The sequence below is a fragment of the Streptomyces sp. GQFP genome, assembly GCF_021545335.1.
Taxonomy (GTDB): domain Bacteria; phylum Actinomycetota; class Actinomycetes; order Streptomycetales; family Streptomycetaceae; genus Streptomyces.
This window is the reverse complement of sequence record NZ_CP089312.1, coordinates 2,021,813-2,045,238: the sequence shown is the minus strand read 5'-3', so window position 1 is coordinate 2,045,238 and position 23,426 is coordinate 2,021,813. Positions and strand designations below refer to the sequence as shown.

The following is a 23,426-nucleotide window of genomic DNA, read 5'->3' as shown; positions in this document are numbered from 1 at the left end:
GCCCGTGCACCGTCACCACGGCCAGCGCCATTCCTTGTTCTCCGGAACCACCCAGTAGTGCTCCAGCTGGATCCTGCCGAACAGCCAACGTCCGTGCTCGAGCACGTAGCTGTCGGAGAACCGGCCCACACTCTGGTGCACCACGTCCTCCTTGTCGAACCTGACGTGCTCCTCGAAGAAGCAGGCACCGGTCGCACGGTCGCCGTCGACCGTCACCTGGTGCACCTGGTTGAAGTTCTTGAGCATCACCTCGGATGCCCCCTGGAGTTCGACCATCTTCGGCAGCAGCGCGCTGTAGTACTCCTGGATCGCCGCGCGGCCACGGGCATCGCCGAAACTTCCGTAGTCCAGGTGCGCGTCGGTCGTGAACAGGGTGCCCAGGCCGGTCCAGTTCCGACCGTTGAGGCAGTGGTGGAAGGAGTTGCGCAGTTTCGTGAGTTCCCGGATCGCCTCCAGCTCCCGCACTCTGGCCGCCAACTCGTCGATCCGGGACCCCAGGTCCACCCCGTCCGCCATCTTGATTCCTCTCCAGCGCAGTCGAATCCCGTTCTGTTTCTTGCTGAAACCGCGCCCAGGTTCGCAGCCGCAGGACGGACATCACAAGTCCCGCGCCCCATTCCTGGGGTCACTCCGAAATCCGTGAATTCATGCATCCGATTAAGGTCGGGAACGGGAATGCCGGCGACACCGAACGGGAGACACCTTGAACCAGTCGAAGCGAATCGCACTGATCAGTGGTGCGGGCCGCAACATCGGGGCCGCGACGGCCAGGGAGCTGGCCGACCGTGGATACCACGTGATCGTGAACTACCGCAGCGACGGCCGTGCGGCAGCGGACGTGGTCGAAGCGATCGAGTCGCGCGGTGGCACGGCCGAGGCGGCCCAGGCAGATGTCTGTGTCGGTGAACAGGTCGGCGCGCTGGTGGAGCGGGTGCGCGCCGACTACGGGCGGATCGACCTGCTGATCTGCAACGCGAACACCGTGACACCGCCCTTCGCGCCCTTCGCCGAACTGGACTGGGACGCGTTCGCCGCGAAGGTCAACGGAGAACTCGCCGGTTCCTTCTTCCTCACCCAGCGGACGCTTGCCGTCATGCGTGAGCAGAAGTCGGGCAGGATCATCTACATCTCCAGCACGGCGTCGGACACCATCGGTATGGCCCTGCCCCATTCCGTCGCCAAAGCGGCGCTGAACACGTTCAGTCGTCATATCGCCGGCATCGCCGCCCAGTACGGGGTCACGGTGAACACGGTCTCCTTGGGCGCCGTGCACACTGATGCCACGTCGGAGTTCAGTGAGAGCTTCTGGAAGTACACGACCGACCGTTCCGTGGTGTCGCGCAGGGTGCAACCGGAGGACGCTGCCCGCGCCGTGGCCCTCGTCGCCGATGACGGCTTCGGGTTTACCTCAGGGCAGGTGATCCGGGTCGACGGCGGGTTCGAGGTGCTGGACCAGCAGCTGCATCCCCTGGCGGACAGCTTCCGCTGACGGAGGCACACGGGAACGGCCGCGGGTGCCCGTCCCTGTGGGACGCCCGTAGGTTTCCGGCCCATCCCTTGTTGCCCCCGAAGAAAGCATGCCACTGTGAGGTCGGCCCGAAAGGGCCGACCTTTCTTCGTGATTTCGGTCAGCTCGGCGTACGAAATCACATGTCGCGCTTCGTGAAACTGAGACGGGCATGGAATTCCGGGGACACGGTGAACCGACAGGAGCACGCTCACGGAACGCCGTTCGAAATGACCGCGGGGGACGTGGCCCGTCAGCGCACCGTGGGTGAGCCACGCCTCCTCCTCGCAGAGGCCAGGAGGAAACGGCACGAACTCGTCTCCCAGGGGCGCTGGCAGGAGGCGGACGTTCTGGTCGAACGGGCCCTCCGGGATGTCGCACGCGACGCGAGTGCCGTCAGCGGACAGGATCTGGCCTACCTGACGTACGTTCCGGGCGCCCAGGCGCTCGGCGCAGAAGAAGGCGAAGGGCAGTTCGGATGCCGCACGGTCAGACGCACGAATGCGGTGCGTGCGTTGCTCCTGACCAACCGTGGCCTGAACCGCACCGAGGCCGTCCGCCAGGCCAACCTCGTGCTGGGTTCGCCTGGACGAGACGACGTCGGCGGCTTCTGGGCGGCCGTACTCACGCTGATCCATGCGAACGAGCTGTCGGCCGCGAACAGTGCCTGTGCGCGGGCGGCCTCCGGGCCGACGCGGACCCGATCCGCCCTGCACCGGGATGCGCTGGCGCTGCTGCGCGGGCGGATATGGGCGGTGTCCGGTCAACTGCCGAAAGCCGTCTCGGTGTTCGGCCGGGTCCGGGAGCGCAACACGAGTCCCCAGCTCACCGGGGTGGCTGCCGCGTGGCATGTCGAGGCCCTCAGCGCGGTCGGGCAGCACCGGCAGGCGTACATCGCCCTGCATGAAAGCGGGTTCCACGGTGCCGGCACGCCCCACCCCGAGCGAGCGCAACTACTTGTCGCCCGCAGCGCAGCACATCTCGCCGCGGGGAACTTCCAGTTGGGGCTCCAGGACGCGCTTGCCTGCGGCGAGTGTGCCGGCATGTGGGGGGTGCGCAATCCGGCCGTCCTCCCCTGGCGTTCACAGGCTGCGCTCTGCGCCTCGGCGCTCGGGCGAGCAGGCTTCGCCGTCGTGCTCGCGCGCCAGGAGCACGAACTGGCCCAGCGGTGGGGAACAACTCGCGGGCAGGGAATCGCCCTGCACGCGCTCGGCATCGCCCAGCGGGACAACAGGGGGGTTGACGCACTTCTCGAAGCAGAGTCGTTGCTGTCCGGCTCGCCGGACACCCTGGAGGTGGCCAAGGTGCGCTACGGCCTAGGATGCCTGCTGCTGTCGCTCGGACGACTCGAAGAGGCGAGGGAGTTCCTCGGTGCCGCGGCCGGCACGGGCTTCCGGCCGTGGTCGGCCTTTGCGGCCGCCACAGTTCGACGGCTGGCCGACGGTCACTGGGCGCCGTCGCTCACCGAGCAGGAGAAGAAGGTCGCCAGACTCGCGCTCGCCGGCCGGACCAACAAGGAGGTGGCGCTCGACCTGTACCTGACGGCACGCACGGTCGAGTTCCACCTCTCGAACACGTACCGCAAGCTCGGCATCTCCGGGCGGGAAGAACTGGCGACAGCGGCATTGCTGATCGGCTGAGACCGTTGCCACGACTCACCGTCACAGCCCTTGGGCACCGGTGCCGACAAGCAGACCGTGCCGATGAGTTCCGGATGTCGTAGGGCTTGTCATCGTCCAGAGCGTCCGGATACGGCTCGTGGCCGTGCGGCTGGGGGGAGGGCCACTCCGCCCAGCCGCCGTGGAGGCGTTGGAACTATTCGAAATGCTGCACCATCGGGTGGAGTTGCTGATCCAGAACGTCGAAGCCGCCGTCCACGCGGAGTACTTGGCCCACTGACGCTCCGAAGTCGTCGTCGGCGACGATCGCGATACTGCGCGCCGCCTCGTCGGCCTCGATCAGTCGGCCGAATACCGATCGACTCTCCATGAGCTTGCGGAGGTCGTCGATCATGACACCCGAGGACGCGTCGGTCCGCACCGCGCCGAACGCGACCGTGTTGACGATGACCCCGTACTGCGCTGCGACCCCGGCGACGTGCCGGCTGAATGTGTTGAGCGCGGCCTTGGCCGTGGAATGGGCCGCGACACTGCCGACCCTGTCCGCCGCCGTGCTCGAAACGTAGACGATCCGGCCCTTCCGCTCCTCCGCCATGACACGCAGCACACTCTGGGTGAGGAAGTACGCTCCTGCCAGTTCCCCGATCACCTTCCCGATGAAATCGTCCCAGGAGAGCGTGAGCAGAGGCTCGAACGGCGGATTCACTGTGTTGGCGTTGCAGACGAGAGCATCGATTCGGCCGCGGTCGGTACGGATCCGGTCGATCATTCCGGCGACCTGCTCGGGGTCGCAGACGTCGGCTTGGACAGTCTGGGCGGAGCCGCCCGCGGACTCGATCGTGCTCACCACATCCGCGGCCGCATCGGCGTTCTGGTGGTAGTTCACGGCCACGTGATAGCCGCGCCTTCCCATCTCCCGTGCGGTCGCCGCGCCGATCCCACGGCTCGCGCCGCTGATCAGCACCACCTGCTGTGACTGCTCCACGTTTCCTCCCGGGTCCGAAGCGTCTGGAGATCGCCCGTCAGGCGACCTTGGACCCGAGCCTGCGGTGTTGTCTCTACGGCTCTCCACCAGACTTTCGCCGCCCGTTTCTGCGGGCCCCCCGCAGGGCTGCCAGGGCCCTCTTGCGGGCACGTCGGACCGACTGCGAGGCTCGGTCGAGCCGATAGATGCGTGGAAGGGCCATGTGGTGCACCGCGAACCAGGATCGACCGAAGCCGTCTCCACAATTCTGAGTGGCCTCGGGAAGAGCCAGGGTCCGGTCGAGCTCAGGGCAACGCGCTGCGGCTCGGTGCCCTCACCGGGGTGTCGCTGTTGCCCTATGGGATGAAACGTGGTGAAACAACTCTGAATGCTGCTCGGTGACTCGCCAAATATCCTCACGGGCCGGCCGAAACGGCGAGGGCACGTGAATGACATGTGGGTGAACCTTTTCCGAATTGCCGGGCAGTTAGGAGATTTTGCTCCGTGTCTTTCCGTTTGGTTGTCCAGTTGACAGAAGTGTGACCTTGTGGCACGATTTCTAAGGCGGACCGATCGGTCCCGAATCGATGGAGATGTTATTCTGGCAGGGTGGATTTGTTCGAAGGTGAGCTGAAGGCCCTGCTCATGGTGGCAATTCATGCCGCGAATCTCATTTTCTGTCGGCTGATTAAGGGTACTGCCTTGTGTCCCTGATGTAGTTCGTAGTCCGACCTCCAACGGCGGTCATCAATGGCGATGCTGCAGATCCAGTCCTGACGTCAGCCGTGGGCGGCCTGTCCGCCTTTCCGGACGAGAGGCGCCTGACCTGGCGGTGAGGCGTTCCCTGTATCTATGTCCATGTGTTGACCGATTTGCCGAGTGAGGTCAAAAGCCTTGTTTCTGTCGACGCGACCAGTCCGTGTCGCGTTGCCACGTGGCGCTGTTGGTCAACAGATGGGGGTGGCGAAAATGGCCGGAAACGACAGGGAGAGTCAATTCGCGAAGGCGGGCGCGGGAACCGAGGTGGTCCCCACGTGTCTAACGGCCGGACATGTGGCGAAAGGACCCGCCCCTGAGTCACGGACGACCGCGTGGCAGCGGGGCACGGCCACCTACGTACCGGGAATGTCCCTCCCCGACGACCGCACACTCGTACCGCCTGACGATTTATGTCTCGCCTTGGGCAACATCGAGTTCGCGAATCGCGGAGTGGACCGCGCGACGGTCACCGAGCGGGCCGAACGGCTGCTCGGCGCGGCGGAGCCGCACACGAACCCGCACCGAACGTGGCTCGCGATCCTGGCCCTGCTTTACGCCGGTGACCTCGAGTCCGTCAACGCCCAGTGCGAGCGCCTGGAGTGTGATCCCGCGTGGGTCGGCTCGCACCTGTGCCAGGAACTGCTGTTGCTGCTGCGGGCGCGGAGCAACCTGCTCTCGGGGAAGGCTCGCCGGGCTACGCACATGCTCAAGGCGGTGCTCGACCGTGGCCCGTCGGCCCAGCCGGCCTCCCTCGCGGTCGCGTGGCTGATCGAGGCGCTCGTGCACCTCGGTGAACTCGACGGCGCCCACCAGGTGCTGGTCGAGCGCAAGTTGGCCGGCCCACTGGACCCCGACCTGCCGGACCGCGCGTACATCCTGGCCGCACGCGGTGCCCTCCACATGTCCGGCGGGCAGTTCCGGCACGCCATCGACGACTACTTGGCCTGCGGCTGGGTACTGAGCACCTTCTCCGTGGTCAATCCGGCGGTGATCCCGTGGCGTTCGAAGGCCGTGTTCGGGGCGCTGGGTGCTCGTCGGTACGACTTGGCACTCGCGCTGGCCGAGGAGGAACTCATCGCGGCGAGGAAGTGGGGATCGCCGCGCGGCGTCGGCATCGCACTGCATGCCGTGGGAGTGGCCCGCCGGGACGACACCTCGGTCGGCGTACTCGAGGAGGCCGTCGCACTGCTGGCCCTGGGGCGGGCGCACACCGAGCTCGTGCAGGCCCTCTACGACCTCGGCATGATGCACATTCGGCGGCAGGAGATGACGAGGGCGCGCAAACGGCTCGACGAGGCCGCCTTCGTGGCGTACGAGTGCCGCAACACTTTCTGGCAGGAACGTATCCGCTTCGCTCTGGAGCGTCTGCAGGCACCCGACAACACCTCTACGCTCACCCGGCAGGAGGAGAAGATCGCCTACCTGGCCCGAGCCGGGCACAGCAACCGGCGCATTGCGGAGATGAATTTCCTGACGGTCCGTACAGTCGAGTTCCATTTGTCCAGTGTGTATCGGAAGCTCTCCATCTCCGGTAGGCGGGAACTCGTCACAGTGCTGAGCTGAGTCCCCTTGAGTGCGGCAGAATTCATGCTGTGCTCGCCATGTCTACGGGCGCCGTCCGCCGATATCGGTCCGGGCGGCGTTCTGCTTGTCCGGAAACAGCACGAAGATCTTTCTCTGAGAGATTGAGTTCCCATACTGCGGTTGCGCCGTAGGTTTTCCGGTCCGTCCTTGTGTCTCTCTCTTCCGGATGCCAGGATCGGATTGCGGTCATCGACCGTGAAACCATTTCTCCGAGACTCCCGTCGGGGTGTCTCTCGTGTGTCTAGGCAGGTGCTGCTCCTCATGCTCCAGCAGAACACGACGAAGCGCATTGGTTACTGGTTTCTGCATCTGCACCAGTTGTTCGACGAGGCGACTGGGCGGGCGCTGTCCGGTGAAAACCTGAATCGCCGGCAGTGGCAGGTGCTGCATGCCATCAGCATCAACGTGGACACGGTAGCCGCCATCGATGACTCGTTCGCTCCTTTTCTGGCGGTCGACGGAGTCGATTCCTACCAGTCGATCGTCGACGATTTCGGTAGTCGCGGATGGATTTCCGTAGCAGGTGATTCCGTCAAACTCACCGATGCCGGTGCAGCAGCGCACGATCGGGCTGAAGTGCTGGTGAACGCCCACGCCGCCACATCTCTCGTCGGTATCTCCGAAAGTGAGTTCCTCGTAGCCAACGACGTGCTCGCACGGATTGCCGAAAACATCGAGAAGGCGTAGCGGGAAGCGGTGGCCGACGGCCTTCGACCGCGACTTCCTGATCAGGCCGAGCCGCCAGGGCACCTTCCACTCCGCTGCCGTCATCCCAGGAGAGCCATCGTGCGCAAGGTGCTCATCGCCAACCGTGGCGAAATCGCTGTCCGCGTTGCCCGGGCCTGCCGGGATGCCGGAATCGCGAGCGTGGCCGTGTACGCCGACCCGGACCGGGACGCGTCGCATGTCCGCGCCGCGGATGAGGCGTTCGCCCTGGGCGGTGACACCCCGGCGACCAGTTATCTGGACATCGCCAAGGTGCTGCAAGCCGCCAAGGACGCCGGGGCGGACGCGATCCATCCCGGATACGGCTTCCTCTCGGAGAACGCCGACTTCGCCCAGGCCGTCCTCGACGCCGGCCTGACCTGGATCGGCCCGCCCCCGCAGGCCATCCGTGACCTCGGCGACAAGGTCGCCGCCCGTCACATCGCCCAGCGCGCCGGTGCCCCGCTGGTCGCCGGCACGCCCGACCCGGTCTCCGGATCCGACGAGGTCGTCGCCTTCGCCCAGGAGCACGGCCTGCCCATCGCCATCAAGGCCGCCTTCGGCGGCGGCGGACGCGGCCTGAAGGTCGCCCGCACCCTCGAAGAGGTCCCGGAGCTGTACGACTCCGCCGTCCGTGAGGCCGTGGCCGCCTTCGGACGCGGCGAGTGCTTCGTCGAGCGCTACCTCGACAAGCCCCGCCACGTGGAGACCCAGTGCCTGGCCGACTCCCACGGCAACGTGGTCGTCGTCTCGACGCGTGACTGCTCGCTCCAGCGCCGCCACCAGAAGTTGGTGGAGGAGGCCCCGGCGCCCTTCCTCTCCGAGGAGCAGGTCGCGGAGCTGTACGCCTCCTCGAAGGCGATCCTGAAGGAGGCCGGCTACGTCGGCGCCGGCACGGTGGAGTTCCTCGTCGGCCAGGACGGCACGATCTCCTTCCTGGAGGTCAACACCCGCCTCCAGGTCGAGCACCCGGTCACCGAGGAGGTCGCCGGCATCGACCTCGTACGCGAGATGTTCCGCATCGCCGACGGCGAGGCACTCGGCTACGGCGACCCGGAACTGCGCGGCCATTCCTTCGAGTTCCGCATCAACGGCGAGGACCCGGGCCGCGGCTTCCTGCCCGCCCCCGGCACCGTGACCACCTTCGCCCCGCCGTCCGGCCCCGGTGTCCGCCTGGACGCGGGCGTCGAGTCCGGCAGCGTCATCGGCCCGGCCTGGGACTCCCTCCTCGCCAAGCTGATCGTCACCGGCGCCACCCGCGAACAGGCCCTCCAGCGCGCCGCCCGTGCGCTGGCGGAGTTCCAGGTGGAGGGCATGGCCACCGCGATCCCCTTCCACCGCGCGGTCGTCGCCGACCCCGCCTTCGCCCCCGAACTCACCGGCAGCCAGGACCCCTTCACGGTCCACACCCGCTGGATCGAGACCGAGTTCGTCAACGAGATCAAGCCCTTCGCCGCCCCGACCGACGCCGACGCGGAGGACGAGACGGACCGGGAGACCATCGTCGTCGAGGTCGGCGGCAAACGCCTGGAGGTCTCCCTCCCGTCCTCCCTGGGCATGTCCCTGGCCCGCACCGGCCTCGCCGCCGGGGCCAAGCCCAAGCGCCGCGCGGCCAAGAAGTCCGGCCCGGTGGCCTCCGGCGACACCCTCGCCTCCCCCATGCAGGGCACCATCGTCAAGGTCGCCGTCGAGGAGGGCCAGGAGGTCAAGGAGGGCGACCTGGTCGTCGTCCTGGAGGCCATGAAGATGGAACAGCCCCTCAACGCCCACAAGGCCGGCACCGTCAAGGGCCTGGCCGCGGAGGTGAGTGCCTCCGTCGCCTCCGGCGCCCCCATCTGCGAGATCAAGGACTGACAACCTTGGAGAGGAACATGGACACTTCGGTGCTCATTATCGGCGCAGGGCCTGTGGGACTCATGCTGGCGGGGGAGTTACGTCTCGCGGGGATCGGCGTCACCGTCCTGGAGAGCCTCCCGCGGCGCACCGGTGAGTCCCGGGGGATCGGCATGACGATCCGCACCGTTGAACTCTTCGACCAGCGAGGCCTCCTGCCGCGCCTGAGCCGCCACCAGGCGGGCGAGATCGAGTACGGGAATCAGGGCCACTTCGGCGGAATCGGCCTGGACCTCGGGGTGCTCGGCGGCTTTCATCAGGCCGCGAAGACCGTGCCCCAGTCCGTGACGGAGGCAGCGCTGGAGGAGTGGGCACGGGAACTGGGTGCCGACATCCGCCGGGGCAGCGAGTTCCTGTCCCTCGAGGACGACGGATCCGGCGTCACCGTACGGACCCGGGAAGCCTCGGGTGAGGAGACGCTGCGTGCCCGGTACGTTGTGGGCTGCGACGGAGGACGCAGCCTGGTGCGCAAGGCCGGCGGATTCGACTTCCCGGGCACCCCCGCCACGACCGAACTCCTGCTGGCCGACCTGCGCGGCGTGGATCTCGAACCACGCATGGTGGGCGAGCAGTTGTCCGGCGGCATGGTGATGGTGGCCAGACTGCCCGACGGCGCGCACCGCATCATCGTCTCCGAACGGGACACGCGGCCCCAGCGGCGCACCGAGCCCCCGGCCTTCGCGGAGGTGGCCGACGCCTGGAAGCGGCTCACCGGCATCGACATCTCGCACGCCGAACCGGTCTGGGTCAGTGCCTTCGGCGACGCCGCCCGTCTGGCCACAGAGTACCGGCGGGGCCGGGTGCTGCTGGCCGGCGACGCCGCCCACGTCCATCTGCCCGCCGGCGGCCAGGGCATGAACACGGGTCTGCAGGACGCCGCGAACCTGGGCTGGAAGCTCGCTGCGGTACTCCGAGGCGGCGCCCCCGCCGACCTGCTCGACACCTACCACACCGAACGCCACGAGGTCGGCCGCAGGCTGCTGGAGAACACCAAGGCACAGAGCCTGCTCATCCTGGGCGGAGCCGATGTCGGACCACTGCGCGACGTGCTGTCGGAGATGGTCCGGAACGACGACGTCAGCCGGCATCTGGCAGCCAAGGTGAGTGGACTGGACATCCGCTACGACGTCGGCACCGGGAGCCATCCTCTGCTGGGGACGCGCATGCCCCACCTGCGGCTGGACTGCGACGGACGGGCGACCAGCAGCACCGAACTGCTACGCGCAGGGCGCGGTGTGCTGCTCGACCTGGAGGCCAGCACCTGGCTGCGTCAGCGGGCGGAGGGATGGTCCGACCGGATCGACGTCGTCACCGCCACCCCGTACGACGTGCCTGCGGGCAGCCCGCTCCACGGCACGGCGGCGGTGCTCCTGCGCCCCGACGGACATGTCGCCTGGGCGGCACCCGGCAGCCACCACGACCTGCCCATGGCCCTGGGCCGCTGGTTCGGCTCGCCACGATGAAGGTCTTCGCCCCGATGGAGCCCTTCGCGCATGGAAGAAGCTCACCCCGCACCCCCACCCCGACGAGCAGGCACCAGGAACCGGAGAGGGAAAGATGCACAGCACTCTGATAGTCGCTCGGATGGACCTCACGTCGGCCGGCGATGTCGCGCAGCTCTTCGCAGAGTTCGACCGCACCGACATGCCGCACCTCATGGGCACCCGTCGCAGGCAGCTCTACTCGTACAAGGGTCTCTACTTCCACCTGCAGGACTTCGACACGCAGGACGGCGGCGAGCGCATCGAGAAGGCGAAGACCGACCCGCGATTCGTCGGCATCAGCGAGGATCTGAAGCCCTTCATCGAGGCCTACGACCCTGCCACCTGGCGTTCGCCCTCCGACGCCATGGCGCAGCGCTTCTACGACTGGAGCGCGCGATGAGCGTCTCCCCGTCCCGCCGCCGGGTGGCCATCACGGGCATCGGCGTGACAGCCCCCGGCGGAGTGGGCACCAAGAACTTCTGGCAGTTGCTGACGGATGGGCGCACCGCGACCCGCCGCATCTCCTTCTTCGACCCGTCGGCATTCCGTTCCCAGGTCGCGGCCGAGATCGACTTCGATCCGGAGCTGCACGGACTGAGCCCCCAGGAGATCAGGCGGACGGACCGGGCGGCGCAGCTGGCGGTGGTCACGGCCCGCGAGGCCGTCACCGACAGCGGGCTGGAGTTCGCCACGCTCGACCCGCACCGGACCGGCGTGACCATCGGCAGCGCCGTCGGCGCCACCATGGGACTCGACGAGGAGTACCGCACAGTCAGTGACGGCGGACGGCTGGACCTCGTGGACCACCGCTACGCGGTGCCGCACCTGTACAACTACCTCGTCCCCAGCTCGTTCGCGGTTGAGGTGGCCTGGGCCGTGGGCGCCGAGGGGCCGAACACGGTGGTGTCGACCGGCTGCACCTCGGGGCTGGACTCGGTGGGATACGCCACCGAACTGATCCGGGAGGGCTCCGCCGACGTCATGGTCGCGGGCGCCTCGGACGCACCCATCTCCCCGATCACCGTGGCCTGCTTCGACGCGATCAAGGCGACCACCCCACGTAACGACGACGCCGAGCACGCCTCCCGGCCCTTCGACGCCAGCCGCAATGGCTTCGTCCTGGGCGAGGGCTCCGCGGTCTTCGTCCTGGAGGAGCTGGAGAGCGCGCGGCGACGTGGCGCGCACGTCTACGCGGAGATCGCCGGGTACGCGACGCGGAGCAACGCCTTCCATATGACCGGTCTGCGTCCGGACGGCCGCGAGATGGCCGAGGCGATCCGGGTCGCCCTGGACGAGGCCCGGCTCGCCCCGCAGGACATCGACTACATCAACGCGCACGGCTCGGGCACCAAGCAGAACGACCGGCACGAGACCGCCGCGTTCAAGCGAAGTCTGGGCGAGCGTGCCTACGACGTCCCGGTCAGCTCCATCAAGTCGATGGTCGGGCACTCTTTGGGCGCCATCGGCTCGATCGAGATCGCCGCGTCCGCACTGGCCATCGAGCACGACGTCGTGCCGCCGACGGCCAATCTCCACCAGCGGGACCCCGAGTGCGACCTGGACTACGTACCGGTCACCGCGCGGGAGCACACCACCGACACAGTGCTGTCGGTGGGCAGCGGATTCGGCGGCTTCCAGAGCGCGATCGTGCTGACCGGACCCGGAAGGAGCGATTGATGGGGGCGGACACCTCGGCGCGCGAGCCCACCCGGGTGGTGGTGACCGGCATCGGAGTCGCCGCACCCAACGGCCTGGGCCTGGACCGGTATTGGTCGGCGACGCTGAGCGGGGACAGCGGGATCGGCCCGCTGTCGAGGTTCGCCTCCTCCGGCTATCCGGCCCGGCTGGCCGGTGAGATCAAGGGCTTCAAGGCCGAGGAAGAGCTGCCCGGCAGGCTGCTGCCGCAGACCGACCGGATGACGCGGCTCTCGCTGGTGAGCGCGGACTGGGCTCTCGCCGATGCCGGTGTGACACCCGCGGAGATGGCCGACTACGCCATGGGGGTCATCACCGCCAGCCACGCGGGCGGCTTCGAGTTCGGCCAGAAGGAGTTACGGGCGCTGTGGAGCAAAGGCGGCAAGTACGTGAGCGCGTACCAGTCGTTCGCCTGGTTCTACGCCGTCAACAGCGGGCAGATCTCCATCCGACACGGGATGCGGGGCCCCAGCGGCGTCGTGGTCAGTGACCAGGCGGGCGGCCTGGACGCGGTGGCGCAGGCCCGTCGGCAGATCCGTAAGGGGACCCCGCTGATCATGTCCGGTGCCGTCGACGCCTCGCTCTGCTCCTGGGGCTGGGTCGCCCAGCTCGCCGGCGGAGGACTGAGTACCAGCGACGAACCCGAGCGCGCCTATCTGCCGTTCGACGCGGACGCCCGGGGCTACGTGCCCGGTGAGGGAGGCGCCCTGCTCGTGCTGGAGAGCGCCGAGCACGCTCGCGCCCGCGGTGCCGAACGGATCTACGGTGAGATCGCGGGATACGCCGCCACCTTCGACCCCGCACCGGACAGCGGGCGCGAGCCGGGGCTGCGCCGGGCCGTCGAACTCGCCCTCGCCGACGCGGACACGGATCCAGCCGCCATCGACGTCGTCTTCGCCGACGCCGCCGGGCTGCCGGAGCCGGACCGGCTGGAGGCCGAGGCGCTCTGCAAGGTCTTCGGCCCCCGGCGAGTACCGGTCACCGTGCCCAAGACGATGACCGGCCGCCTGTACTCCGGCGCGGCCCCCCTGGACCTGGCGACCGCTTGCCTCACGATCCGCGACGGGGTGATCCCGCCCACCGTGCACACCTCCCCGTCGGACGAGTACGACCTGGATCTGGTCACCGAGACGCGCCGGCAGCCGGTGCGCTCGGCCCTCGTACTGGCCCGCGGCCACGGCGGGTTCAACTCCGCGATGGTCGTACGGGCCGCGGTCACCTGACACCGGGCCGGCGGCGCGGACCCGCGCCCTCGACCGTGGGCCCGGGCCGGAAGCCCTGGGCCCCAAGACCCGGCCGACCTCCGGCCGCACTCCTGAGCATGCGGCAACTCCCTTTTGCTGCACGCAAGTTGCTCGTCCATGCCCCGAACCGAACCCCGGGAAGGACCACCGCCATGCCTGCCTGCTTCACCCTCGACGACCTCAAACGCATCCTGCGTGAGGGCGCCGGTACGGACGACGCCGTCGATCTCGACGGAGACATCCTCGACACCGAGTTCACGGCGCTGGGCTACGAGTCCCTCGCGATGCTGGAGACCTTCGGCCGCATCGAGCGGGAATACGGCATCGACCTCGCCGAGGACACGATGACCGACGACCTCACCCCGCGCCGTCTGATCGGAACCATCACCGAACAGGTGTCGGGTGTCCCGACCACCTGAGCCCTCGCCCCGAGGCTGCTCGCGACCCGACACCCCAGGAGACACACATGACACACCAGGACGCCAAGGTCGCCCTCATCACCGGCGCGACCAGCGGCATCGGCCTCGCCTCGGCCCGGGTGCTGGCCGGTGCAGGACATCAGGTCTACCTCTGCGCCCGCACCGAGGACAGCGTGAACAGCACCGTCAAGGAACTGCGCGACGAGGGGCTGGACGTGGACGGCGTCGCCTGTGACGTGCGGTCCAAGGAGGACGTCGAGCGGTTCGTCCGGACCGCCGTCGAGCGGTACGGGCCGGTCGACGTGCTGGTGAACAACGCCGGACGCAGCGGCGGCGGGGTCACGGCCGACATCGCCGACGACCTCTGGTTCGACGTGATCGACACCAACCTCAACAGCGTCTTCCGGATGACCCGCGAGGTACTGACCACGGGCGGCATGCGGGCCAAGAGCCGAGGTCGGATCATCAACATCGCCTCCACCGCCGGAAAGCAGGGCGTCGTGCTCGGCGCCCCGTACTCGGCCTCCAAACACGGCGTCGTCGGCTTCACCAAGGCCCTGGGCAACGAGCTGGCCCCCACGGGCATCACCGTCAACGCCGTGTGCCCCGGCTACGTCGAGACCCCCATGGCCCAGCGCGTCCGCCAGGGCTACGCCACCGCGTACGACACCAGCGAGGAGGCCATCCTCGACAAGTTCCAGGCCAAGATCCCGCTCGGCCGCTACTCCACCCCCGAGGAGGTCGCCGGCCTCGTCGGCTATCTGGCCTCCGACACCGCCTCATCCATCACCTCGCAGGCCCTGAACGTCTGCGGTGGCCTCGGCAACTTCTGATCCCGGAGGGGGACCCTCATGAACCCGCAGTCAGCGCGCCAGGTCGAACATGAGATCACCGTCGAGGCCCCGGCCTCGGACGTCTACCGGCTGCTCGCGGAGGTCGAGAACTGGCCCCGCATCTTCCCGCCGTCGGTGTACGTCGACTACGTCGAGCGCAACGGGAACGAGGAGCGCATCCGGATCTGGGCGACCGCCAACGGCGAGGCCAAGAACTGGTCGTCGCGCCGCACACTGGACCCCGAGGCCCGTCGGATCGAGTTCCGGCAGGAGGTCTCCACCCCGCCCGTGGCCGACATGGGTGGCACCTGGATCATGGAACCCGTCGGGGAGACCACCACACGACTGCGCCTGCTGCACGACTACCGGGCCATCGACGACGATCCCGGGAAGCTCGCCTGGATCGACGAGGCGGTCGACCACAACAGTCGCTCCGAACTGGCCTCGCTCAAGGCGAACATGGAGCTGGCGACCGGGGCGGCCGAGCTGACCCTGTCCTTCGAGGACACCGTCCGCATCGACGGAGCGGCCAAGGACGTCTACGACTTCCTCAACGAGGCCGAGCTGTGGGTCGAGCGTCTGCCGCACGTCGCCGCCGTCCAGTTCTCCGAGGACACCCCGGGGCTCCAGGTGCTGCGTATGGACACGCTCACCAAGGACGGCTCCACGCACACCACTGAGTCGGTACGCGTCTGCTTCCCGAACCGCAGGATCGCGTACAAGCAGACCACCTTGCCTCCGCTGATGACCCTGCACACCGGCTACTGGCTGCTGGCGGAGGACACCGATGGTGTCACCACCGCGACCTCCCAGCACACCGTCGTGATCAACAGCGAGAACATCCAGCGGGTGCTGGGACCCGAAGCCGACGTCGAGGCCGCCCGCTCCTTCGTCCGGGAGGCCCTGGGCCACAACAGCAGGGCGACTCTCGGATACGCCAAGGAGTACGCGGAAGCGCGGAGCGCCTGAACCATGGCGGACGCGCTGGAGAGCCGGGCCCGGGAGTCCGCAACGGAGACCGGGGCCTCGTACACCGACGGTTCCCTGGACACCGATGTCGTGGTCGTCGGCGCCGGACCGGCGGGCCTGATGCTGGCGGGTGAACTGCGCCGCGGTGCTGCCCGGGTGATCGTGCTGGAGCAACTGGCCGAGCCGACCGCCGAGTCCAGGGCCTCCACCCTGCACGCCAGAACGATGGACGTCCTCGCCGAACGGGGGCTGCTCGAAAGGCTGGGTCCGCTGCCCGACGGCGGCACCGGCCACTTCGGCGGCATACCGCTCGACCTGAGGGCCGCCGACCCCGGTCATCCGTACGCCGGCCAGTGGAAGTGCCCGCAGACCCGCATGGAGGCCATGCTCCACGAGTGGGCCGTCGAACTGGGCGCCGACGTCCGACGCGGCCGGGCGGTCACCGGACTCGTCCAGCACACGGACCGGGTGGAGGTGGTGGCCGCGGGGCCGGGCGGTCTCCCCGAGCGGCTGTCGGCGGCGTACGCGGTCGGCTGCGACGGAGAACGCAGCACCGTGCGCCAGTTGGCCGGCTTCGACTTCCCCGGGCAGCCCGCCACCCGGGAGATGCTCCGCGCGGACATTGCCGGCGTCCGCATCCCCGACCGGCGCTTCGAGCGGCACGAGGCCGGCCTCGCCACCGCTTTCCGCTGGCCCGACGGAACCACACGGGTCATGGTGCACGTGTACGGGCGGGCGCCTCGATCACGCACCCGCCTGCCGGAGTTCGCGGAGATCGCCGCGGCGTGGGCCGAGGTGACCGGTGAGGACATCAGCGGTGCCCGCCCGCTGTGGCGGGGCGCGTTCGACGACACCCTGCGGCAGGCCGCCCGCTACCGGATGCACCGGGTGTTCCTGGCGGGCGACGCAGCCCACGTCCAGATGCCGGTCGGCGGACAGGCACTCAACCTCGGGCTGCAGGACTCCGCCGCCCTCGGCCCACGGCTCGCCGCCCGGGTCACTGGAGCGGCCGGGGACTCCGTCCTGCACGGCTACCACGAGGATCGGCACCCCGCCGGCAGGCAGGCGCTGACCGCCATCCAGGCGCAGGCACGGCTGCTGCTCGGCGGGCCGGAGGTCGAGGGCCTGCGGTCGGTCTTCGGGGAACTTCTGCGCTTCGACAGCGTGCGCACCCAACTGGCTCGGGGGATCAGCGGCCTCGGTCACCCACCTCCGCCGAGCACAGCCCCTCCACCCTCCACACCCACCCCCTCCACACCCACGTCAGCACACACGGCACAAGGGAGTTCAGACATGACGAGGCTCACCGGCAAGACGGCACTGGTCACCGGGTCCAGCCGGGGCATCGGCCGGGCCACCGCATCGCGCCTGGCGCGCGAGGGCGCGCTGGTCGCCGTGCACTACGCGTCCAACCAGGACGCCGCCGACGAGACGGTCGCCCTGATCGAGAAGGAGGGCGGACGCGCCTTCCCCGTCCGCGCGCCGCTCGGCGTCCCGGGCGACGTGCACGAGCTGTTCCTCGGCCTGTCGGCGGGCCTGAAGGAGCGCACCGGCGGCACGGTGCTGGACATCCTGGTGAACAACGCGGGCGCGACGTCCGCGGTCGGCACCGCCCCGGAGGACGTCACCCCCGAGGACTTCGACCACTACGTCGCCGTGAACGCGAAGGCGCCGTTCTTCATCGTGCAGAGGGCACTCGGACTCATGCCGGACGGCGGACGCATCATCAACATCTCCTCCGGCCTCACCCGGGTCGCCAATCCCGATCAGGTGGCGTACGCGATGACCAAGGGTGCCATCGAGCAGCTGAGCCTGCACTTCGCACGGCACCTGGCACCGCGGCGGATCACGGTCAACACCGTGGCGCCGGGCATCACCAACAACGGTGGTCCCGTCTTCGACATCCCGGAGGCCGTGGAGCAGATGGCGCAGCTGTCCGCCTTCAAGCGGGTCGGCGAGGCAGGCGAGGTCGCCGATGTCATCACCTTCCTGGCCACCGACGAAGCACGCTGGATCACCGGCGCGTTCATCGACGCGACCGGAGGGACGTTGCTCGGATGAGTGCCGTGGACAGCCTGACCGAACTCGGCGAGCTGAAGGAGCAGGCCCGCAGCGGACCGGATCCCATGGCCACCGAGCGGCAGCACGCGAAGGGAAAGCTCACCGCGCGGGAGCGGATCGAACTCCTGCTGGACAAGGGCAGCTTCACCGAACTCGAACCGCTGCGTCGCCACCGTGCCACCGGTTTCGGCCTGGAGGACAAGCGGCCGTACACCGACGGTGTGGTCGCCGGCTGGGGCGAGGTCGACGGGCGGACCGTCTTCCTCTACGCCCACGACTTCCGTATCTTCGGCGGCGCGCTCGGCGAGGCGCACGCGCAGAAGATCCACAAGGTGATGGACATGGCCGCCGCGGCCGGCGCCCCACTGGTCTCGCTCAACGACGGCGCGGGAGCACGGATCCAGGAAGGCGTGTCCGCGCTCGCCGGCTACGGCGGAATCTTCGCCCGCAACACCCGGGCGTCCGGAGTGATCCCGCAGATCAGCGTGATGCTGGGGCCGTGCGCCGGCGGAGCGGCCTACTCGCCGGCGCTCACCGACTTCGTCTTCGCCGTGCGCGGCATCTCCCAGATGTTCATCACCGGCCCCGACGTGGTCCAGTCGGTCACAGGTGAACGGGTCTCGCACGACGGACTGGGCGGGGCGGACGTCCACGGCCAGAACTCGGGCGTGGCCCACTTCGTCTACGACGACGAGGAGACCTGCCTGGCCGAGGTGCGCTACCTGCTGTCCCTGCTGCCCTCCAACAACCGCGAACTGCCGCCCCGTACGCGAGGGGAGGACCCGCCGGACCGGGAGAGCGACACCCTGCTCGAACTGGTGCCGTACGAGGGCAACCGCTCGTACGACATCCGTGCGGTGATCGAGGAACTCGTCGACGACGGCGAGTACATGGAGGTCCACGCCGCCTGGGCCGCCAACCTGGTCTGCGCGCTGGCCCGGCTCGGCGACCGCGTGGTCGGGATCGTCGCCAACCAGCCCGCTGTCATGGCCGGCGTCCTCGACATCGACGCGAGCGAGAAGGGCGCGCGGTTCGTCCAGTTCTGCGATGCCTTCAACATCCCCCTGGTCACCCTCGTCGACGTACCGGGCTTCCTGCCAGGGGTCGGACAGGAGCACGACGGCATCATCCGGCGCGGAGCGAAACTGCTGTACGCCTACTGCAACGCCACCGTGCCACGCATCTCCCTGATCCTGCGCAAGGCCTACGGCGGCGCCTACATCGTCATGGACTCCCGGTCGATCGGCGCGGACATCGCGCTGGCCTGGCCCACGAACGAGATCGCGGTGATGGGCGCGGAGGCCGCCGCGGGCGTCGTCTTCCGCCGTGAGATCGCCGCCGCACCAGATCCCGAACACACCCGGCAACAGAAGATCGCGGAGTATCGGGAGGCGCTGATGCACCCGTACTACGCGGCGGAACGCGGCCTCGTCGACGACGTCATCGACCCGCGCCGAACGCGACCCGTGCTGATCCGCGCGCTGTCCATGCTGCACACCAAGGACGCCGACCTGCCTCGCCGCAAGCACGGCAACCCGCCCCAGTGAGACAGCGGGACGGCAGACGGCACACGACGTCGCGCCGACCCCGACCCCGACCACGAGACGACACGAGACGAATGGGGAACGTCCGATGAAAGTCGGCCTGCTTTTCGACCTGCGCAATCCGGCACAGTGGCACCGCCCCTGGGCCGATCACTACGCACGTGCCCTGGAGCTCTGCGAGGAGGCCGACCAGCGCGGCGCCGACGGCGTGTGGCTCACCGAGCACCATCTCTTCGAGGACGGCTACCTCCCCCAGCCCCTCACGTTCGCGGCGGCCGTCGCAGCTCGCACCCGCCGGGTCCGCATCGGCACCTCCGTCATGCTGCCCGCCCTGCGCGAGCCCGCTCACATCGCCGAGGAGGCGGCGATCGTCGACCTGATCAGCGGCGGACGGCTGGAACTCGGTATGGGCGCCGGATACCGGATGCCCGAGTACGAACTCTTCGGCGCCGACATCTCGCAGCGGTTCACCACGACGGAACGCCACATCGTCGAGGTCCGCCGTCTGTGGCAGGAGAAGGCGGTCACCCCCGGCCCGATCCAGGACCCTGTGCCCCTGTGGGGAGGGTTCTACGGTCCCCGCGGCGGGCGGCTGGCCGGCCGGCTGGGCATCGGCCTGCTGCACATCTCGCACAAGGTCTACGAGCACTACCGGGCCGGACTGGCAGAGGGCGGCCACGACCCGCGGCGCGCACGCGTGTCCGACCTGCTGCCCATCTTCCTGTCCGACGACCCGGACGCGGCCTGGGTCCGCATCGCTCCGCACCTCGCGCACCAGCTGAACTCCTACCAGCAGGCCTCGGTGGAGGGCACCGGCAAGCCCGCACCACCGCTGATCGACCCGGACGCGCTGCGCGACCGGACCTCCGACGCCCCCTGGGGAGCACTCCAGGTCCTCACGCCGGAGGACGCCGCCGTCCGCATCCGGGAGATGACCGAGGGGCTGCCGGTGGAGCACCTCATCTTCTGGGCGGACATCGCGGGACTGCCCGACGACCTTGTGCTGCGCCACATGGAACTCGTCTGCGAGAAGCTCCCCGCGCTGCTGTCCTCATGACCTCGCCGCCCGCCTCCGGCACCGGCGCCGGGCCCGCGAGTCGAGGGAGCCGGGTCCGGGACCCGAGGCTGCTTGGGCTGTTGTTCGTCCTCTCGGGAAACATGGTCCTGGACGCCCTGGAAGTGTCCGTGGTGCTCGTGGCGCTGCCCACGATCAGCGCGGACCTCGGGCTCTCCCTGTGGCAGGTGCAGTGGCTGATGAGCGGCTTCGCCCTGGGCTTCGCCGCGCTGCTCGTGTTCGGGCAGTGGTTCAACGCCCGGCTCGGGCGCCGCCGTGCCTATCTCGTGGCCATGCTCGTCTTCGCCCTGGCTTCGGCCGTCGGCGGCATGGCCGACAACACGGCGCTGCTGATCGCCACCCGAGTGGTCAAGGGTTTCTGCGCCGCGATCACCGCACCCAGCGGACTGGCCATCATCAGCACCGCTTTCCAGGAGACGGCACAGCAGCGCAGGGCCGTCTCCGTCTACTCCCTGTTCGGTGCGGCCGGGTTCACCGTGGGTCTGCTGCTCTCCGGCGTACTGGTGGAGGCGAGCTGGCGGTGGACGCTCCTGTTCCCCGCCCCCATCGCACTGTTGCTGCTGTTCTTCGGGCGCCGCCTGATCCCGTCCGCCCCGCGTACGGAAGGCAGGACCTCGGTCAACCTTGCGGTGCTCCGCGACGGACGGCTGGTAAGGGCGGCCGTCTGCGCTGCCTCGCTCAACGGCTCGTACATCGGGCTGCTGCTGGTCGTCACCTTTCAGACGGCCGCACCGGACGTCGGCTGGGCTCCCTGGCAGACGGCGCTCGCACTGCTGCCGGCCTGTCTGCCACTGGCTCTGACGGTGCCGTTCGCGGCCCGTCTCGTCGGCCGGTTCGGCACGGCACGGCTGATCACCCTGGGCGCTCTGACCCCGCTGCTCGGCCAGGTGCTCTACCTGTGGCAGCCGGAGGCCGAGCCGTACGCGGCCCGGCTGCTGCCCGCGCTGCTCCTGGTGGGGGCGGGCTTCGTGCTCTCCTTCGCCGCTCTGAACATTCAGGCCACATCCACGATCCCGGCCGCGGACCGGGGCTCGGCGGTGCCGCTCTACCAGACGGCGGTCCAGCTCAGCTCCGTCATCGTGCTACCGCTGGTCGCCCTGTCGCTCACCCGAGGCGACGGCCACCGGCCGGCGCTGGCGTTCATCGCGGCGGTGGGCGCAGCGGGCCTGTTCATCGCCCTCACCGGACTCCGGCCCGGCACCGACCGAAAGGCACAGCCGTGACAGATCCAGGAGCGACAGCATCCGAGGAGGAGCCGATCCGGCTCGTAGTGATCACCGGCAGCGTACGGGAGGGAAGGTTCGGCCCGACCGTCGCCACCTGGTTCACCGAGCAGGCCTCGGCGCACGACGACGTCGCCGTCCAGGTCGTCGACCTCCGTGAGCATCCGCTGCCGCTGATCATGCCCGAGCCCGGCCACGCCCCGCCGCCGGACACGTCCCGGGTGCACCGGACGCTGGCCGGCCGACTGGCCGAGGCCGACGCCTTCGTCGTCGTCACCCCCGAGTACAACCACACCGTTCCGGCAGCGCTGAAGAACGCCATCGACTGGTTCCGCGAGGAGTGGGCGGCCAAACCCGTCGGCTTCGTCTCGTACGGTGGACTGAGCGGTGGACTCAGGGCCGTGGAACACCTGCGGCAGATCTTCGCCGAACTGCACGCGGTCTCCGTGCGCGACTCGGTGAGTTTCCACAACGCATGGGACCGGTTCGACGCGCACGGCCGTCCCCTGAGTCCGCAGGACTGCGAGGGTGCGGCGAAGGTCCTGCTGGACCAGCTCACCTGGTGGGGCCGGGCACTGCGCAGCGCCCGGGCCGAACGGCCGTACGGAACATGACCACGGAGGGGGGAACGGAGCTTCCGGACCCGGGCCGGCACGAAATCCAGGGGCGCTCGACGCACCCGGCGGACACGCCGACGCAGTTGCTCGCGGGAGAGGACGACGGGGAGCCGGAGGAGTCGCACATTCTGCGCGGCACCGACTGACCGAGACAGCCGGAGACGAGACGAGACGAAAGGAAGGAACATGGTCCGCGTGTTGCCGGAAACCCTGTCCCCAGGCGTTCGCCGCATCACCCTCCAGGGCGGGGACGTCACTCTCTCCGCCCTGCTCGCCGAACCGGCGACCCCGGCACCGAGGGCCGTGGTCGTCGCCCTGCACGGCGGCGGCATGCGCGCGGGCTATTTCGACGGGCAGGCGCATCCGGACCTGTCGCTGATGACGCTCGGAGCAGGACTGGGCTACACGGTCCTGTCCGTCGACCGCCCCGGCTACGGCCGTTCGGCCGCCCTGCTCCCCGACGGACAGACCCTGACCGAACAGTCCGTGACCCTGCATCGCGCGCTGGACCACTTCACCTCCCGGTACGCCGTCGGAGCCGGGTTCTTCCTGGTCGCCCACTCCTATGGGGGCAAGCTCGCGCTGACGGCAGCGGGCGACGGCCGGAACGCGGGACTGCTCGGGCTCGACATGTCGGGCTGCGGCCATCGGTACGCCGTGGACCCCGACGGGCTCCTCGACGCCCGGGGAGCCCGGCTCTGGATGCGCAACTGGGGCCCGCTGCGGTCGTATCCGCCGGACACGTTCCGCACCAGCGCGACGCTGGTGGCTCCCATGCCGGCGCGTGAACGCCGGGACGCGGTGCGCTGGCCCGACCTCTTCCCCGGTATCGCCGCGAAGGTCCGGGTCCCGGTCAGGCTGACCTTCGCCGCCCACGAGGACTACTGGCTGCACGACGAGGACTCGCTGGCCGATCTCACGGCTCGTCTCGCGGCACCGCGGGTCCTCGTCGACCGCGTTCCGGACGCCGGACACAATGTCAGCCTCGGTTGGGCAGCGCGGTCCTACCATCTGAAGGCCCTCGCGTTCCTCGAGGAATGCCTCGCCTGCCGGGCTGTGTCGGGGCGCTCGGCGCCGACCCCGGCAGCCCCGGCGGCCTGACGGCCCGTTCCGTCGACGGCATACGGGAAGTGAGATGCGCTCAGACTTCACCCGACGCGCCCTCGCCACCGCCTTCCTGCCCCTGACATGGTCAACGCCGTCGAGGCGCCGACGCGCATCCCTTTCGTGA

21 protein-coding genes are annotated in these 23,426 nt (G+C 69.0%); 19 read left to right on the top strand and 2 right to left on the bottom strand.

Annotated elements, in window-relative coordinates; all coding sequences use genetic code 11:
* Positions 1 to 12: 12 nt before the first annotated feature.
* Positions 13 to 516 (bottom strand): nuclear transport factor 2 family protein, encoded by a 504-nt coding sequence (locus LUX31_RS08920; RefSeq protein ID WP_235474244.1) that lies wholly within the window; start codon positions 514 to 516, stop codon positions 13 to 15.
* 187 nt (positions 517 to 703) lie between these two features.
* On the opposite strand from LUX31_RS08920, the gene LUX31_RS08915 reads away from it, so the two are divergent.
* The gene (locus tag LUX31_RS08915; protein ID WP_235474243.1) at positions 704 to 1,489 is read left to right on the top strand and encodes an SDR family oxidoreductase; all 786 of its coding nucleotides are present in this window, start codon (positions 704 to 706) and stop codon (positions 1,487 to 1,489) included.
* A 248-nt stretch (positions 1,490 to 1,737) separates the two neighbouring features.
* Positions 1,738 to 3,147, top strand: coding sequence for a helix-turn-helix transcriptional regulator (locus tag LUX31_RS08910; RefSeq protein ID WP_235474242.1), 1,410 nt, complete (start codon positions 1,738 to 1,740; stop codon positions 3,145 to 3,147).
* Positions 3,148 to 3,322: 175 nt separating this feature from the next.
* Here the strand turns inward: LUX31_RS08910 and LUX31_RS08905 are convergent, their stop codons facing one another.
* Positions 3,323 to 4,111, bottom strand: coding sequence for an SDR family oxidoreductase (locus LUX31_RS08905; RefSeq protein ID WP_235474241.1), 789 nt, complete (start codon positions 4,109 to 4,111; stop codon positions 3,323 to 3,325).
* Positions 4,112 to 5,215: 1,104 nt separating this feature from the next.
* Here LUX31_RS08905 and LUX31_RS08900 point away from each other — a divergent pair.
* The 17 genes from LUX31_RS08900 (at position 5,216) to LUX31_RS08820 (ending at position 23,296) form a co-directional block, all read left to right on the top strand.
* The gene (locus LUX31_RS08900) at positions 5,216 to 6,412 is read left to right on the top strand and encodes a helix-turn-helix domain-containing protein (RefSeq protein WP_235474240.1); all 1,197 of its coding nucleotides are present in this window, start codon (positions 5,216 to 5,218) and stop codon (positions 6,410 to 6,412) included.
* 282 nt (positions 6,413 to 6,694) lie between these two features.
* Positions 6,695 to 7,120, top strand: coding sequence for a hypothetical protein (locus LUX31_RS08895; RefSeq protein ID WP_235474239.1), 426 nt, complete (start codon positions 6,695 to 6,697; stop codon positions 7,118 to 7,120).
* A gap of 99 nt (positions 7,121 to 7,219) precedes the next feature.
* A complete protein-coding gene (locus LUX31_RS08890) occupies positions 7,220 to 8,992 on the top strand; it encodes an acetyl/propionyl/methylcrotonyl-CoA carboxylase subunit alpha (RefSeq protein WP_235474238.1) in 1,773 nt (590 codons plus the stop codon).
* A gap of 17 nt (positions 8,993 to 9,009) precedes the next feature.
* Positions 9,010 to 10,494, top strand: a complete 1,485-nt coding sequence (locus LUX31_RS08885; RefSeq protein ID WP_235474237.1) for an FAD-dependent monooxygenase — start codon at positions 9,010 to 9,012, stop codon at positions 10,492 to 10,494.
* A gap of 94 nt (positions 10,495 to 10,588) precedes the next feature.
* Positions 10,589 to 10,915 carry a TcmI family type II polyketide cyclase gene (locus LUX31_RS08880; protein ID WP_235474236.1) on the top strand — a complete coding sequence of 109 codons (327 nt, stop codon included), beginning with the start codon at positions 10,589 to 10,591 and terminating at the stop codon, positions 10,913 to 10,915.
* Positions 10,912 to 12,192 carry a beta-ketoacyl-[acyl-carrier-protein] synthase family protein gene (locus LUX31_RS08875; RefSeq protein ID WP_235474235.1) on the top strand — a complete coding sequence of 427 codons (1,281 nt, stop codon included), beginning with the start codon at positions 10,912 to 10,914 and terminating at the stop codon, positions 12,190 to 12,192. Before LUX31_RS08880 ends, LUX31_RS08875 begins: the two co-directional genes overlap by 4 nt.
* A complete protein-coding gene (locus tag LUX31_RS08870; protein ID WP_235474234.1) occupies positions 12,192 to 13,433 on the top strand; it encodes a ketosynthase chain-length factor in 1,242 nt (413 codons plus the stop codon). Before LUX31_RS08875 ends, LUX31_RS08870 begins: the two co-directional genes overlap by 1 nt.
* 173 nt (positions 13,434 to 13,606) lie before the next feature.
* Positions 13,607 to 13,873 (top strand): acyl carrier protein, encoded by a 267-nt coding sequence (locus LUX31_RS08865; RefSeq protein WP_235474233.1) that lies wholly within the window; start codon positions 13,607 to 13,609, stop codon positions 13,871 to 13,873.
* A 47-nt stretch (positions 13,874 to 13,920) separates the two neighbouring features.
* Positions 13,921 to 14,706, top strand: coding sequence for a 3-oxoacyl-ACP reductase FabG (gene fabG / locus LUX31_RS08860; RefSeq protein WP_235474232.1), 786 nt, complete (start codon positions 13,921 to 13,923; stop codon positions 14,704 to 14,706).
* A gap of 18 nt (positions 14,707 to 14,724) precedes the next feature.
* Positions 14,725 to 15,675 carry an aromatase/cyclase gene (locus LUX31_RS08855; RefSeq protein ID WP_235474231.1) on the top strand — a complete coding sequence of 317 codons (951 nt, stop codon included), beginning with the start codon at positions 14,725 to 14,727 and terminating at the stop codon, positions 15,673 to 15,675.
* A gap of 3 nt (positions 15,676 to 15,678) precedes the next feature.
* Positions 15,679 to 17,736, top strand: coding sequence for an SDR family oxidoreductase (locus LUX31_RS08850; protein ID WP_268828131.1), 2,058 nt, complete (start codon positions 15,679 to 15,681; stop codon positions 17,734 to 17,736).
* Positions 17,733 to 19,283: an acyl-CoA carboxylase subunit beta gene (locus LUX31_RS08845; RefSeq protein WP_235474230.1), complete on the top strand. Its 1,551-nt coding sequence runs from the start codon at positions 17,733 to 17,735 to the stop codon at positions 19,281 to 19,283. Before LUX31_RS08850 ends, LUX31_RS08845 begins: the two co-directional genes overlap by 4 nt.
* Before the next feature lie 85 nt (positions 19,284 to 19,368).
* Positions 19,369 to 20,337: an LLM class flavin-dependent oxidoreductase gene (locus LUX31_RS08840; RefSeq protein ID WP_235474229.1), complete on the top strand. Its 969-nt coding sequence runs from the start codon at positions 19,369 to 19,371 to the stop codon at positions 20,335 to 20,337.
* Complete coding sequence (locus tag LUX31_RS08835) at positions 20,334 to 21,578, top strand: MFS transporter (RefSeq protein WP_235474228.1); 1,245 nt, start codon at positions 20,334 to 20,336, stop codon at positions 21,576 to 21,578. Before LUX31_RS08840 ends, LUX31_RS08835 begins: the two co-directional genes overlap by 4 nt.
* Positions 21,575 to 22,192 carry an NADPH-dependent FMN reductase gene (locus LUX31_RS08830; protein WP_235474227.1) on the top strand — a complete coding sequence of 206 codons (618 nt, stop codon included), beginning with the start codon at positions 21,575 to 21,577 and terminating at the stop codon, positions 22,190 to 22,192. The genes LUX31_RS08835 and LUX31_RS08830 overlap by 4 nt, the downstream gene beginning before the upstream one ends.
* Complete coding sequence (locus tag LUX31_RS08825) at positions 22,189 to 22,341, top strand: hypothetical protein (RefSeq protein WP_235474226.1); 153 nt, start codon at positions 22,189 to 22,191, stop codon at positions 22,339 to 22,341. Before LUX31_RS08830 ends, LUX31_RS08825 begins: the two co-directional genes overlap by 4 nt.
* Before the next feature lie 40 nt (positions 22,342 to 22,381).
* A complete protein-coding gene (locus LUX31_RS08820) occupies positions 22,382 to 23,296 on the top strand; it encodes an alpha/beta hydrolase (protein WP_235474225.1) in 915 nt (304 codons plus the stop codon).
* The last annotated feature ends 130 nt before the right edge of the window (positions 23,297 to 23,426 follow it).

Excerpts from the sequence above, each read along its gene's own strand:
- LUX31_RS08920 (WP_235474244.1), bottom strand. The coding sequence starts at position 516 with ATGGCGGACGGGGTGGACCTGGGGTCCCGGATCGACGAGTTGGCGGCC.
- LUX31_RS08910 (WP_235474242.1), top strand. The coding sequence starts at position 1,738 with ATGACCGCGGGGGACGTGGCCCGTCAGCGCACCGTGGGTGAGCCACGC.
- LUX31_RS08900 (WP_235474240.1), top strand. The coding sequence starts at position 5,216 with ATGTCCCTCCCCGACGACCGCACACTCGTACCGCCTGACGATTTATGT.
- LUX31_RS08895 (WP_235474239.1), top strand. The coding sequence starts at position 6,695 with ATGCTCCAGCAGAACACGACGAAGCGCATTGGTTACTGGTTTCTGCAT.
- LUX31_RS08885 (WP_235474237.1), top strand. The coding sequence starts at position 9,010 with ATGGACACTTCGGTGCTCATTATCGGCGCAGGGCCTGTGGGACTCATG.
- LUX31_RS08880 (WP_235474236.1), top strand. The coding sequence starts at position 10,589 with ATGCACAGCACTCTGATAGTCGCTCGGATGGACCTCACGTCGGCCGGC.
- LUX31_RS08875 (WP_235474235.1), top strand. The coding sequence starts at position 10,912 with ATGAGCGTCTCCCCGTCCCGCCGCCGGGTGGCCATCACGGGCATCGGC.
- LUX31_RS08870 (WP_235474234.1), top strand. The coding sequence starts at position 12,192 with ATGGGGGCGGACACCTCGGCGCGCGAGCCCACCCGGGTGGTGGTGACC.
- LUX31_RS08865 (WP_235474233.1), top strand. The coding sequence starts at position 13,607 with ATGCCTGCCTGCTTCACCCTCGACGACCTCAAACGCATCCTGCGTGAG.
- fabG (WP_235474232.1), top strand. The coding sequence starts at position 13,921 with ATGACACACCAGGACGCCAAGGTCGCCCTCATCACCGGCGCGACCAGC.
- LUX31_RS08855 (WP_235474231.1), top strand. The coding sequence starts at position 14,725 with ATGAACCCGCAGTCAGCGCGCCAGGTCGAACATGAGATCACCGTCGAG.
- LUX31_RS08850 (WP_268828131.1), top strand. The coding sequence starts at position 15,679 with ATGGCGGACGCGCTGGAGAGCCGGGCCCGGGAGTCCGCAACGGAGACC.
- LUX31_RS08845 (WP_235474230.1), top strand. The coding sequence starts at position 17,733 with ATGAGTGCCGTGGACAGCCTGACCGAACTCGGCGAGCTGAAGGAGCAG.
- LUX31_RS08840 (WP_235474229.1), top strand. The coding sequence starts at position 19,369 with ATGAAAGTCGGCCTGCTTTTCGACCTGCGCAATCCGGCACAGTGGCAC.
- LUX31_RS08835 (WP_235474228.1), top strand. The coding sequence starts at position 20,334 with ATGACCTCGCCGCCCGCCTCCGGCACCGGCGCCGGGCCCGCGAGTCGA.
- LUX31_RS08825 (WP_235474226.1), top strand. The coding sequence starts at position 22,189 with ATGACCACGGAGGGGGGAACGGAGCTTCCGGACCCGGGCCGGCACGAA.
- LUX31_RS08820 (WP_235474225.1), top strand. The coding sequence starts at position 22,382 with ATGGTCCGCGTGTTGCCGGAAACCCTGTCCCCAGGCGTTCGCCGCATC.